At 52.9% G+C, this 12,756-nt stretch carries 9 protein-coding genes; 7 read left to right on the plus strand and 2 right to left on the minus strand.

Annotated features, from left to right (window positions below):
* Positions 1-86: 86 nt before the first annotated feature.
* Together groL and ACSQ22_RS16950 are read right to left on the minus strand one after the other, a co-directional pair.
* Positions 87-1,730 carry a chaperonin GroEL gene (gene groL / locus ACSQ22_RS16945; protein WP_436131004.1) on the minus strand — a complete coding sequence of 548 codons (1,644 nt, stop codon included), beginning with the start codon at positions 1,728-1,730 and terminating at the stop codon, positions 87-89.
* A gap of 94 nt (positions 1,731-1,824) precedes the next feature.
* On the minus strand, positions 1,825-2,115 hold the full coding sequence (locus ACSQ22_RS16950; RefSeq protein ID WP_055395161.1) for a co-chaperone GroES: 291 nt from the start codon (positions 2,113-2,115) through the stop codon (positions 1,825-1,827).
* Positions 2,116-2,612: 497 nt separating this feature from the next.
* On the opposite strand from ACSQ22_RS16950, the gene ACSQ22_RS16955 reads away from it, so the two are divergent.
* From ACSQ22_RS16955 to ACSQ22_RS16985, 7 genes are all read left to right on the plus strand, one after another.
* Positions 2,613-3,845, plus strand: coding sequence for a hypothetical protein (locus tag ACSQ22_RS16955; protein ID WP_436131005.1), 1,233 nt, complete (start codon positions 2,613-2,615; stop codon positions 3,843-3,845).
* Between the two features lie 458 nt (positions 3,846-4,303).
* Entirely contained in the window at positions 4,304-6,592 is a 2,289-nt protein-coding gene (locus tag ACSQ22_RS16960; RefSeq protein WP_436131006.1) for a M12 family metallo-peptidase, read from the plus strand.
* Between the two features lie 9 nt (positions 6,593-6,601).
* Positions 6,602-6,928: a hypothetical protein gene (locus ACSQ22_RS16965; protein ID WP_147433773.1), complete on the plus strand. Its 327-nt coding sequence runs from the start codon at positions 6,602-6,604 to the stop codon at positions 6,926-6,928.
* A gap of 626 nt (positions 6,929-7,554) precedes the next feature.
* On the plus strand, positions 7,555-9,009 hold the full coding sequence (locus tag ACSQ22_RS16970) for a mannose-1-phosphate guanylyltransferase/mannose-6-phosphate isomerase (RefSeq protein WP_436131007.1): 1,455 nt from the start codon (positions 7,555-7,557) through the stop codon (positions 9,007-9,009).
* 29 nt (positions 9,010-9,038) lie between these two features.
* On the plus strand, positions 9,039-10,130 hold the full coding sequence (gene gmd / locus ACSQ22_RS16975) for a GDP-mannose 4,6-dehydratase (RefSeq protein WP_121507489.1): 1,092 nt from the start codon (positions 9,039-9,041) through the stop codon (positions 10,128-10,130).
* Positions 10,131-10,140: 10 nt separating this feature from the next.
* The gene (locus ACSQ22_RS16980) at positions 10,141-11,235 is read left to right on the plus strand and encodes a DegT/DnrJ/EryC1/StrS family aminotransferase (RefSeq protein ID WP_121507488.1); all 1,095 of its coding nucleotides are present in this window, start codon (positions 10,141-10,143) and stop codon (positions 11,233-11,235) included.
* Entirely contained in the window at positions 11,235-12,755 is a 1,521-nt protein-coding gene (locus ACSQ22_RS16985; protein WP_436131008.1) for a hypothetical protein, read from the plus strand. Before ACSQ22_RS16980 ends, ACSQ22_RS16985 begins: the two co-directional genes overlap by 1 nt.
* The last annotated feature ends 1 nt before the right edge of the window (position 12,756 follow it).

The following is a 12,756-nucleotide window of genomic DNA, read 5'->3' on the forward strand; positions in this document are numbered from 1 at the left end:
GAAAAAACCCCGCAGGTTTTGCAACCTGCGGGGTTTCTTTTGGGGCTACCGGGCAGAACCTGGGTTCCACCCGGAGCGGCCGGCCATTACATGCCCATGCCGCCCATGCCACCCATGTCGGGCATGCCGCCGCCAGCACCGGCCTCGTCCTTGGGTGCTTCAGCAACCATGGCTTCGGTCGTCAGCAGCAGCGATGCCACGGAGGCAGCGTTTTGCAGGGCCGTACGGGTGACCTTCGTGGGGTCCAGAATGCCCAGTTCGAGCATGTCGCCGTAGGTGTCGTTCGAGGCATTGAAGCCGTAGTTGCCCTTGCCGGCCAACACAGCGTTCACCACCACCGAGGCTTCGCCACCAGCGTTGTTCACGATTTCGCGCAGAGGCGCTTCGATAGCCTTCAGAACCAGCTTGATACCGGCTTCCTGGTCGGCGTTGTCGCCCTTGACCGAGTCGCCTACAGCTTGCTTGGCACGCAGCAGGGCCACGCCACCACCGGCCACAACGCCTTCTTCCACAGCGGCACGGGTAGCGTGCAGTGCGTCTTCCACGCGGGCCTTCTTTTCCTTCATTTCGACTTCGGTGGCAGCGCCGACCTTGATCACGGCCACACCGCCAGCCAGCTTGGCCACGCGCTCTTGCAGCTTTTCGCGGTCGTAGTCGGACGTGGCTTCTTCGATCTGCACGCGCACTTGCTTGACGCGGGCTTCGATGTCAGCAGCAGCACCGGCGCCGTCGATGATGATGGTGTTTTCCTTGCCCACTTCGATGCGCTTGGCTTGGCCCAGGTCGGCCAGCGTCACCTTTTCGAGCGTCAGGCCCACTTCTTCAGCGATGACCTTGCCGCCCGTCAGGATGGCGATGTCTTCCAGCATGGCCTTGCGACGGTCGCCAAAGCCTGGAGCCTTCACAGCCACAACCTTCAGGATGCCGCGAATCGTGTTGACCACCAGCGTAGCCAGGGCTTCGCCTTCGACTTCTTCGGCAATGATCAGCAGGGGACGGCCAGCCTTGGCAACTTGCTCCAGCGTAGGCAGCAGGTCGCGGATGTTGCTGATCTTCTTGTCGAACAGCAGCACGAAGGGGTTGTCCAGAATCGCGGATTGCTTTTCTGGGTTGTTGATGAAGTAGGGCGACAGGTAGCCGCGGTCAAACTGCATGCCTTCCACGACGTCCAGTTCGCTGTCCAGCGACTTGCCGTCTTCCACGGTGATCACGCCTTCCTTGCCAACCTTGTCCATGGCGTCAGCGATCAGCTTGCCGATGGTTTCGTCGGAGTTGGCGGAGATCGAACCCACTTGGGCGATTTCCTTGGAGGTGGTGGTGGGCTTGGAAGCCTTCTTCAGCTCGGCAACCAGGGCCGTCACAGCCTTGTCGATACCGCGCTTCAGGTCCATCGGGTTGATGCCGGCGGCCACGTACTTGAAGCCTTCGCGAACGATGGCTTGTGCCAGCACCGTAGCGGTGGTGGTGCCGTCACCAGCGTTGTCGCTGGTCTTGGAGGCCACTTCCTTCACGAGCTGGGCGCCCATGTTCTGCAGCTTGTCCTTGAGTTCGATTTCCTTGGCCACGGACACACCGTCCTTGGTCACGGTAGGGGCGCCGAACGAGCGCTCCAGCACCACATTGCGACCCTTGGGGCCCAGAGTCACCTTGACCGCGTTGGCCAGGATGTTCACGCCTTCAACCATGCGTGCGCGGGCTTCGCCGCCGAAAACTACGTCTTTTGCTGCCATTTTGGAGCTCCTGAAAATTGGGTTCAAATTGGCCGCTAGCGCTTATCTAGTAAGCAGTAGCAGCTATGAAAAGATGAGCGAATCAGCGGGAGAATTACTTCTCGACCACTGCGAACAGATCGTCTTCCTTCATGACCAGCAGCTCATCGCCGTTGACCTTGACGGTCTGGCCCGAGTACTTGCCGAACAGAACGCGGTCACCGACCTTCACGTTCAGGGCGATCACGTCGCCCTTGTCGTTCTTCTTGCCGGGGCCGACGGCCAGCACTTCACCTTGATCGGGCTTTTCAGCGGCGTTGTCAGGGATCACGATGCCGGAGGCCGTCGTGGTTTCGCTTTCGATACGCTTGACGATCACGCGATCGTGCAGAGGGCGAAGGTTCATTGCAATGCTCCTGTTTTCAGTAAAAAGCTGACGTACTCAGCGCCTGGAGGCCCAGGCGCTACCAAACTTCCGGCAGCCGAGGCGGTGTTAGCACTCGTCTGCGGTGAGTGCTAATGATACGGGCATTTGTGGCGGTTTCAAGATGCCCTACAGATTTCGGAACCTGGTGGGCGGTGCGGTGGCTGCTTGCACAGGAGCGCTGCAGAGGGGGTTTGCGATCTGGCGGACGATGGGTTCAAAGATATAGTGAGTAGCCCTTGCCTGCATTGATTCATGAGCCCTTGCTGTCAGTCGAGAGGTTCCACATGCTGGTCTGTGGGCCTTCATTCGGCGGGGTTGGGGCGCGTGTTGCGCCATCCGCCGTTGCATAGCTAGGCCAGCTTTTGAGAAGTGCATAAGAGGTGCGTTGAATGGCTCCCCTCTCGCCATCATCTTGATGTCCATTTCCGTTCTGATCGTGTCTCGAATTCTCTAATCTTCGAATAGATATATTTGTTATGAAATTCTCAGATATCCGCTGTGCCGCGGATGGCGATCAGCATGGCGAACTATCCGGCTTTAAGACTCCATTTGCGTTCGTGCACATACCGAAATGCTCCGGGACCGCATTCGAAAACTATATTTTGTCTCAAGGCGTAGGTTTTGAGAAGTCTCGGGCTTTTACTGGACTTGACAGAAATGACAAGCCGGAGTCGCTTGAAATGTATTTTCGAAATGAAGGGTCATCGCCATTTGTTTTTGGTCACTTTTACTATAAAGATCTCCTGCGATTCTGCCCGGGCGCGTTTTTGGCAACTTTTGTTCGTGATCCGTTGAAGCGCACTATTTCTCAATATAAATCTTGGCACGACGAGAAAAACTTCCAACCTGATGATCCTCATTATAAGGTTGCAAATACCGTGGAGCGTGACGCGCTTGTCTTTGCGCAGCGGGCCTCCCTGGAGGAGTTTGTGTGTTCAGATAATGCCGTGATTGTGGATGGTGCATTGGGTAATCAGCAAACCATGTATCTTTCTACCTATTCCGGTGATGATCTGGCGCAGCATCTTGAGAGTGCCAAGAAGAATCTGGCAGCTTTGGATTTTTTTGGAATCACTGAGAGTTTTCCAGAGTCGCTGGAACTTTTGCGTTGCATGATTCCAGATCTGAGTGATTATAAAATCGGCCCTGAAATGGAAAACAGATCTCGAATTTCAGTCGATCAAGTGAGTAATCGAGCAAGGGAAATAATTGCCGGGCAGGTTGAATACGATCAAAAGTTGTATGAGTACGCGTGCCAACTCTTCAAGGAGCGTCTTCAGGAGTGGCGTGCTAGCCCGCGGTCAACCTATTCAGTGAAGGGGTTTGGCCGAAGGGCCGAGGACACCCAGGAATATGCGCCCGACGGCCAGCCATCCGGGGGTAAAAATGAGGCCACGCAATTAGAGATTTCAGCGTTGAAATCCGAAAACGAGAGAATTGAGACTGAAAACAGGATGTTGCGTTCTCAATTGGAGCAACTGGAAGTAGCGCACTTGCGGGCGTCAGAACTGAATCAAAATGCCGTGAGGGTAGCGCAGGAGAGCGCCGCAGAGGTTGACGCGGAGAATGGTTTGCTTCGCACTCAGCTGGCGCATCTCGGTGCAAGTCACATGCAACTTCAGCAGGTTTACCGGGATATTGTGGGATCGCGATCGTGGCGTGTGATGCAAACACTTCAGTCTGTGTTAAAGCCATTCCTGAAAAAGTAGGCTACTAAGTAATTTGAATTTGAATGCGCGAATTTTCTGAATGCATTAAAACTATATTTAAAATCTATTGGCATTAAAAATGCTGTTCACATGGCAGTGCATTTTTTGCGCGTCTGAGAGTCTGGCGTCTTGGCGCGAGCGTAGCTGGGTTGGGCTTTGGATGGTCCTGGGGCCGGGAAGGGGTGGGAGGCGCAGGCGCACTCAGACTGGGTGTGGTGGACGCCACTGATAAGTGGCTTGCAGATGTTGCGGGATGGGCGTTGTTCCGTGAACATTGGAATTGCCTTTTTGCCTGATTTGGACCGCATCTCAGGAGCGCCTGGCTAGTGAAGATGCTCTTGATGTTCTTACGCATTTGCGCTAGATTTTTGAGCTGCAGTCTTTGGAGTGCAAATCCTCACGTGTTGGGGTGGAGCGACCACGGGTGTGCTAAATTAATTTGGTGATCGTTTATCACTATGAAAAATAAAACAATGTTCGATAAATTGAGTTGGCGATCCACCAAATCTCTGGCAGTTGCTGCGTTTGCCTTCTATTTGGTGGGGGCTCATGCCCAGCAGATTCTGGAGCTTACGCCGGGAGAGGCGCCGTCTGAAAAACTAGCGCTTACCGCCATGAGTATCAAGCCTGGCGAAGCCCTTCATATTCAAAATCTCAAAATTAATGATGAACTTCCTTCGGTTGTTAATCTCATATTGCGTCGCTCGGAAGTAATAAACGGGGATACACAGTTCATTGTTGTTGATGAAAAGGGTTCTAGGGCATTTCCGCTTGCTGCGAGTGCTCATTTCGTGGGAGCACTCGAGGGCAATTCTGATAGCTACGCCTTCGTCACGGTGAACCCTAGTGGTGAGATCAGGACGATCATTCACCGAGGAAAAGAAACCGTTGTTAATGAATTATTGCCTGCAAGGGGCGGCGGCTCAGGGGGAGCTGTTTCGCGCCTTGTCGATCATCAAAAGGACTTTGTCAACAGAGAATTCTCTTGCGGAGTAAGTCCGGAATTTCTTCAATCCGATCCTGGGCAGCGGAAGCTCGGCATTGAAAATCTACTGAAAACCGGTAGAGAGAATTCACAAAAAATTCTGGGTGAAGAGAAAGCAGGCAGCCCGCGGCGTGCTGACATAATTATTGATAGCGACTATGAGTTCTACCAAAATTTTGGCTCTGAGTCGGCTGCATTCACATACGTCACGGACCTGCTTACTTATGTCGGTAGTAGGTACCAGGCCGAAGTGGCTACCCGATTCAATCTGAAGCAAATAGTGATCAGAACGACATCGGCCGACCCGTGGACCCAGACCGCCACAAGTGCAATGCTCGATGAGTTGCGGACTTTTTGGAACGCAGGGGCCAATGCATCTATTTCCCGGCACCATGTTCACTTGCTAAGTGGTAAAAATTCTGGAGGTGGCATTGCCTATGTAGGTAGCCTGTCCAACCAGGCGATCGCTTACGGGGTAAGTGCAAATATCGAAGGAAATTTCAACCCGTCAAATCCGCAAGTCATTTGGGATTCGGTTGTAGTTGCCCATGAAATCGGGCATGCGTTTGGTAGCTCCCATACGCATGATTACGATAATCCCTATATCGCACCAACTCCCAATACCGGTGGCGCGATTGATTGCTGCTATTCGGGCAACTCCACTGGGCAGTGTGGAATCGCGCTCGGGGGGGCAGGCCGTTTTGGCTTTTTACCGGGCCTGTCGTCAACTACGGGCGGTGGAGCCGGCCAGGGCAATGGGACCATCATGAGCTACTGCCATTTGCTCAGTGGCGGGATGAGCAATATCGCATGGACGTTTGGAACCAATCACGCCTATGGAGTGAATGCTGGTCGGGTCCCCACTATGATGTCCGATCAAGCGCAGACAAAGCTGCCCCTGGATACTTCGGGCACCTTTGACCTGAGTGTGAGCAAAACGGGGACGGGCACGGTAACCAGCTCCCCAGCGGGTATTAATTGTGGCGTGGACTGCAACGAAAGCTACGCAGCGGGCACTGTAGTCACGCTGTCTGCAGTCGTGGGAACTGGGTACACCTTCTCTGGGTGGGGTGGCGATTGTTCAGGAACTGGGTCTTGCACCGTAACCATGAGTGCGGCAAGGAATGTGACCGCCACGTTCATTCCAACTCCCCAAGGCGTACTTTCCGTAGCCAAGATCGGCACGGGGACGGGCACAGTAAGCCGTACAGGGGGATTGCTCAATTGCGGTAGCACCTGTAGCGAATCACTGACCCCAGGCACCATCGCAACGCTGACTGCAAGCCCCTCGGCCGGAAGTGCCTTTGTCGGATGGAGCGGAGGTGCTTGTAGTGGGACGGGCGCTTGCTCATTCACGGTCAATGCCAACACCACCGTGACCGCGAACTTCAAGTCAAACAACGCAGGTGGCCCTGCCACAACGCCTCTTCTGGAGACAAATCTGACAGGGGCTGCGGGCTCTGTTCTCTACCGCACTGTAACGATTCCAGCAGGTGCCAAAAACCTGATTGTCCAGATAAGTGGCGGAATTGGGGATGTGGATCTCTTCGTCAAGTTCGGGCAGGTGCCAACGACCACTTCATACGATTGCAGGCCCTATTTGCCAGGAAACGAGGAGAGCTGTACGTTCCCAACACCGGCTGCGGGTACGTACCATGTGATGCTGCGCGGGTATAGTCAATATAGTGGAGTTACATTGGCGGCGTCATATCACAAAAAACCAATTAATCTTGCTCCGATACTGCAACTTCTTTTGGACTGAGGGATTTATATGAAAATAGTTAAAAAAGCTTCGTTCGCCGCTTGTGCCATACTTCTTGCATTTAATGTTCAGGCAGGAACGTCTTCTGGCAAAGTCACTACGATGATTATTAATGCCAGTAATTTTCTTTTCTTTACTGCTGGTACCAAGACGGGATCTCCTACTTGTGGAAACAACAATCAGTGGGCTATCAATCTAGCTACTGCGCAAGGGAAGACGATATACGCGTTGTTGCTTTCTGCGCAAGCACAAGACAAGACCGTATCTGTTTTTGGTAATAACACCTGCAACAATTGGGGTGATCGTGAAGATGTTCTTTATGCCATTTCAGAGTGAATATCTGTTTGGTTGAAGGAGCGCCGTGACGGGAGTTGGGGGCAGGCCACGCTACAGCGAGACCCGTGCGCAATCCCCCTTGCTGGCGCTTTGCGCGAAGATTCAATAGTGGCACGCTCAGTTGCAAGGGACGCCTCTGCGAACCTCGGCGTGTGCCTCCCCTTGAGGGTGGGCTTCAATGGTTGTTCAGCCCTGACTTAGCAGTTGGCATAGATCAGGCAGGGCCACAGCGCGGTTTTCGTACGGGCAGGTCGTGTGCTTTACAGCCGAGTCGAGCGCTGTGCGATTGCCGGGGCCCCACGGGTCTGAAAACAATGCAGAGCGGCACACTTTTTGGTGGCCGATATCCCGTCGCAACGAGGTCTTGTGGATTGATCCGCTCGGTCATAGCGGGCAGCCGAACCTTCAGACTGGGGGAAGGAAACCCGATGTAACCTTGGCTGGCGCGTATAGGGGCAAAGATACAATGCGTTAAAGAAGTGCCGGACCGCTAGACCGGTGTCAAGTCTTCTTCTACGCGTGCGGCGCAGAGTCTGCCGCCATGGCTCCCCCAATTTTGAACGGGTCAGTTTCCAAGCGGTTAGGGCCGCAGCGAACACTGAAGCGCTCCTTTTTTGTCCCTTTTCATGAAGCACACACTGGTTCCTGTCGTCTTGTGTGGAGGTTCCGGCACCCGGCTGTGGCCTTTGTCGCGTGAAACCTATCCGAAACAGTTTCTGGCTTTTAACGGTGAGTTCACCTTGCTCCAGGACACCGTGTTGCGTCTGCACGGACTGCCAGAATGCGTTTCGCTGACACCGCCTGTGCTCGTATGCAACGTCGAGCACCGTTTTCTCGCCGCTAGTCAGCTGGTTGCCGCCAAAATAGACAGCGCAAGCATCGTCCTGGAGCCCTCTGGGCGGAACACGGCCCCTGCCCTTACCCTCGCAGCCTTGCAAGCTTGTCGTGACGGGGGTGACCCGATACTGCTGGCCATGCCTGCGGATCATGTGTTCACTGATCGGCCCGCCCTGCACGCTGCAATCCTTCGAGCTTTGGGGATAGCTGCGCAAGGTGCCATGGTCACGTTTGGCATCGTGGCGGACAGGCCCGAGACGGGTTATGGATACATTCAGCGGGGCACAGAGTATGAGCCCGGGACTTACCGTGTCGCCAATTTTGCGGAGAAGCCTGATGGTGATACCGCCCAAAGGTACATCGACTCAGGAGAGTATCTGTGGAACAGCGGGCTCTTCATGGTGCGTGCAAGTGTCTGGCTGAAAGCGTTGGGCGCTTGCAATCCGGAGATCCTCCAGGCGTGCACCCGTGCGATGGCGGAGGCGAAGTGCGATCTGGATTTTGTACGGCCTGACGTGAGCGCCTTCTCGGCCTGCCCGTCGGATTCCATTGACTACGCCGTCATGGAGCGTCTGCCGAAACGCCCAGACCTGGATATTCCTGCGTGTGTCGTACCGCTGCAGGCCGGGTGGTCTGACCTCGGCGCCTGGGATGCCTTGTGGGAAGTCCTGGGCCATGACGCCAATGGCAATGCCGTAGTCGGCGACGCAGTGTTAACCGATTCGACTGGGTCACTAGTAATGACGAGCAGCCGTCTGGTTGCAGGCGTTGGCTTGAAGAATATCGTGGTGATTGAAACTCCCGACGCCGTACTTGTTGCCGACAAGTCACAGACCCAGAGCGTCAAACATGTCGTGGCTCACCTCAAAGCGCACAAACGCGCTTTGGCGAACACCCACCGCAAAGTACATCGGCCTTGGGGCTGGTACGACAGTATTGATAGCGGTGAGCGGTTCCAAGTCAAACGCATCGTGGTCAATCCAGGTGCAAGCCTCAGCCTGCAAATGCACCACCACCGCGCCGAACACTGGGTGGTTGTTAAGGGGACGGCTCAGGTCACCAATGGGGACAAGGTCTTTCTCTTGGGTGAGAACGAATCGACTTATATCCCAGTGGGTCACGTCCACCGACTTTCTAATCCCGGAAAAGTACCGCTTGAGATTATTGAGGTCCAATCAGGAAGTTATTTGGGGGAGGATGATATCGTGAGATTTGACGATACTTATGGGCGGATGTGCTCCTAATCTAAGAAATCTATATTCTGGAGAGTGAATTGAAAAAGAAAATAGCACTTATTACTGGCATTACAGGGCAGGATGGAGCGTATTTGGCCGAGTTGTTGCTCAGCAAAGGCTACTCTGTTCATGGTATTCGCCGGCGTGCATCGTTGTTCAATACGGATCGTATTGATCATCTTTATCACGACCCCCATAGCGAAGGGCTGGATTTAACGCTCCATTATGGTGATCTCACAGACTCCTCCAGTCTTATCCGTATTGTCCAACAGGTTCAACCAGACGAGATTTATAATCTCGCGGCCCAAAGCCATGTCGCCGTGTCGTTTGAAGAGCCCGAATACACCGCCAATTCGGATGCCTTGGGTACGTTGCGCATACTAGAAGCCATACGTATTGCCGGTTTGGAAAAGAAGTCCCGCTTTTATCAAGCATCTACCTCTGAGCTTTATGGCTTGGTGCAGGAGGTTCCCCAAAAGGAAACCACCCCGTTTTACCCTCGATCTCCTTATGCGGTTGCAAAGATGTACGCCTATTGGATCACGGTGAACTACCGTGAAGCATACGGAATGTACGCTTGCAACGGCATCTTGTTCAATCACGAATCTCCCTTGAGGGGTGAAACTTTCGTAACACGCAAGATCACGCGCGCACTTGCGAGAATCAAACTTGGATTACAGGAATGCCTGTACCTCGGGAATATGAACGCTCTGCGCGACTGGGGTCACGCGCGCGACTATGTAGAGATGCAATGGCTAATGCTGCAGCAGGAAACAGCGGAAGATTTTGTAATTGCGACCGGAGAGCAGCACTCAGTTCGCGAATTTGTGGATCTTGCAGCGAAAGAGATCGATATCCATATCCAGTGGCAGGGGCAGGGTGTGGAGGAAAAAGGCTACGACACGGCAACGGGTAAATGTATTGTGGCGGTCGATCCCAGGTATTTCCGTCCCTCAGAGGTTGAAACACTGCTTGGCGATCCAACCAAGGCCAAGCAGAAATTGGGCTGGGTACCGACTACCACTTTCGCCGAGCTGGTTTCAGAAATGATGCGGGAAGACCTTAAGGAGGCACAACGCGACGAGCTGGTCAAACAGAATGGTTTTAAATACTTCAACCATCACGAATGATCGGCCAGGCATGATTCCGGTATACCAACCTTATTTCAACGGACGCGAAAAAGAGTACGTCAATCAGTGCCTGGACTCCACTTGGATTTCCTCCAAGGGGGAATTCATTGGCAAGTTCGAGTCGGCCTTCGCAAATTATGTGGGTGCGCAAGGAGGTGCAACCAGTGTCTGCAATGGCACCGTGGCCATTCATCTGGCCCTGGCCGCATTGGGCATTGGTCCTGGCGATGAGGTGATTGTGCCAACCTTCACCTACATTGCTTCGGTCAACACCATCATCCAAACGGGCGCAACTCCCGTATTTGTGGACTCGTTGCAAGCTACATGGCAGGTAGACCCCGAAGATATACGGAAAAAAATAACACCAAGAACCAAGGCGGTGATGGCCGTTCATCTGTATGGGCAATCCTGTGACATGGATCCGATTGTTCAAATTTGCAAAGAGAACAATCTTCTCTTGGTTGAGGATTGCGCTGAGGCCTTTGGTAGCTATTACAAAGGGCGACATGTTGGCACCTTTGGTGATGTCGCCACTTTCAGCTTCTTTGGCAACAAAACCATTACCACGGGCGAAGGAGGTATGGTAATTGCCAAAGATGCAGCAGTGCTCGCGAAAGCATTTCACCTGAAAAATCAAGGCGTATCGTCAAGCCGGGAATATTGGCACGATATCGTTGCCTATAACTACCGAATGACTAATATCTGTGCCGCGATTGGATTGGCACAGCTGGAACAAGCAGACGTCATTCTTGAAAAGAAACGCCAAATTGCACTTTGGTATGAAGAGGCCCTGCAGGGATTGCCGCTGGAGGTGCATCGTGAAGAGTCCGGAACGACACATTCCTTCTGGATGTGCTCCGTTCTGGTGAACGATGCCACCCAACGGGACGGGCTTCGCCAGCACCTGCGCAAGCAAGGCGTTGAAACACGGCCCGTTTTCTATCCTGCGCACACCATGCCTCATTGTCAGGCTGAAGGCGTATTTCCTGTTGCTGAATATCTAGGGGCTAGAGGAATCAATCTGCCGAGCTTCCCCGCGCTTGCGTTTGAAAATGTACAAGATATCGCTAAGCACTTGCGACTATTTTTTGAGAATCTTGTGTAATGAAGTATGCGCTAGTCGCCACCACTGGCTATATTTTGCTGGTCGATCTAGATTCGAAGCGCGTTACCCCTTTGAAAAAAGATCAGCCAGAATATTATGGAATATCTTGGTTCCCGGGAGATTCGGAGCTGGTTCTTTCACATTCAGGTGTGAATAATTCAGATCTCATCGACATAGCATCTTATGCCCAATCTGAACAGGGCTGGCTCTCCAAAGGTACTCAGAATGGGAGGCGTTTCTTATCTGCTCCTCACCAGATATTGTGTGCGCCTGATGGTCGAATTATTTGTACGAACACGGGCAGAAATGTTATTTCGATAGTTGATTTGAATCGTCTCAATCTATTTCAAGAGGCGGGTATCAGTAACGCGCGATGGGACCGATTGTCGCTGGAAAAAATTACAGGCGATCACCTGAATTCCGTATTTCTCCAGAATGATCAACTGTTTGTAGTAGCGCATGGCCACAATAAAGGCTCTAAGTTGGCTGTTTTTTCATACCCGGATCTTGACTTGTTATCAGTCACTCCTCTCGGTGAGAGAACGGGGCTTCACAATATTTGGATTACCTCTGAAGGCCAGCGTATAAGTTGTCATTCTGAAATTGGGGCCCTGATCGATATAGATTGCGCAGAGCCTCTTTGGGAATCAGGCTCACCTGTATATACGCGCGGGCTGGCTGCTACCGATGATTACGTGCTTGTAGGAGAGAGCCAAAAGACCGGGAGAGATTTGCGTCGCAATTCGCTGAGTGCGATTTGGGTATTGGATCGAAAGCAATGGCAAGCGATTGACTACATCTGCTTGGGGCCTTATGGAGCAGTGAATGAGGTGAGATTTTTGGATGTGCCCGATCTGGCCCACCATGGCACTCCATTGCATAATATCCAGAATTTCCTCGCGGAAAGTGAGTTCCGGGATCTTCCCCCGGCTGAAATGGAAAAAAGCGAAAAAAATGGCCAGAATTTTACAATATCTAATGCCGATTTGGTTCAGGGCAAGCTTGATTTGGCTCGCGCTGTTTGGGGCGGGAAAGCCACCTGGTCGTCATACCCTTTGGTCCTCGGGTCACCAGAAACGTTAAATGATGGAAGTAAGCGAGCCGCTGTAGATAACCTGTGCCTAGCTTTGAAAAAGGACTCTGATAATCAATCTATGGCGTGCTTTTCCTATGCCCTTGAAGCTGGGCAGGTGTCGCATGTCTCTGCAGTGCTCGGTTACACGGGTAAGGGTGGGGATACCCATATGGCTGCATTACTGATTCAGAGTTCAGTCGGAGGAGGGGTATTGTCTGCATGGCGCCACAAAGGAGACGGGTGGAGGCAGTTGACGGAAATTGCAAATGTATTTGGACTTCCTCTGGAGGGAGATGTTCAGCTAAAAACTAGCCATTTGACGGCAATTCTATCTGTAGGAGGTACCGAGATATTGCGTCTGGATGCATCCACGTTGGGGCTGGACCACTGCAACAAAGGGCTGGGTATTCGATGGATAGGTGCAACGGTCAAACCACTGGACTAGT

This window comes from Acidovorax sp. LjRoot38 (assembly GCF_964252975.1).
GTDB lineage: Bacteria > Pseudomonadota > Gammaproteobacteria > Burkholderiales > Burkholderiaceae_C > Acidovorax > Acidovorax facilis.

Coding starts and splice junctions, on each gene's coding strand:
- groL (WP_436131004.1), bottom strand. CDS start 1,730: ATGGCAGCAAAAGACGTAGTTTTCGGCGGCGAAGCCCGCGCACGCATG.
- ACSQ22_RS16950 (WP_055395161.1), bottom strand. CDS start 2,115: ATGAACCTTCGCCCTCTGCACGATCGCGTGATCGTCAAGCGTATCGAA.
- ACSQ22_RS16955 (WP_436131005.1), top strand. CDS start 2,613: ATGAAATTCTCAGATATCCGCTGTGCCGCGGATGGCGATCAGCATGGC.
- ACSQ22_RS16960 (WP_436131006.1), top strand. CDS start 4,304: ATGAAAAATAAAACAATGTTCGATAAATTGAGTTGGCGATCCACCAAA.
- ACSQ22_RS16965 (WP_147433773.1), top strand. CDS start 6,602: ATGAAAATAGTTAAAAAAGCTTCGTTCGCCGCTTGTGCCATACTTCTT.
- ACSQ22_RS16970 (WP_436131007.1), top strand. CDS start 7,555: ATGAAGCACACACTGGTTCCTGTCGTCTTGTGTGGAGGTTCCGGCACC.
- ACSQ22_RS16980 (WP_121507488.1), top strand. CDS start 10,141: ATGATTCCGGTATACCAACCTTATTTCAACGGACGCGAAAAAGAGTAC.
- ACSQ22_RS16985 (WP_436131008.1), top strand. CDS start 11,235: ATGAAGTATGCGCTAGTCGCCACCACTGGCTATATTTTGCTGGTCGAT.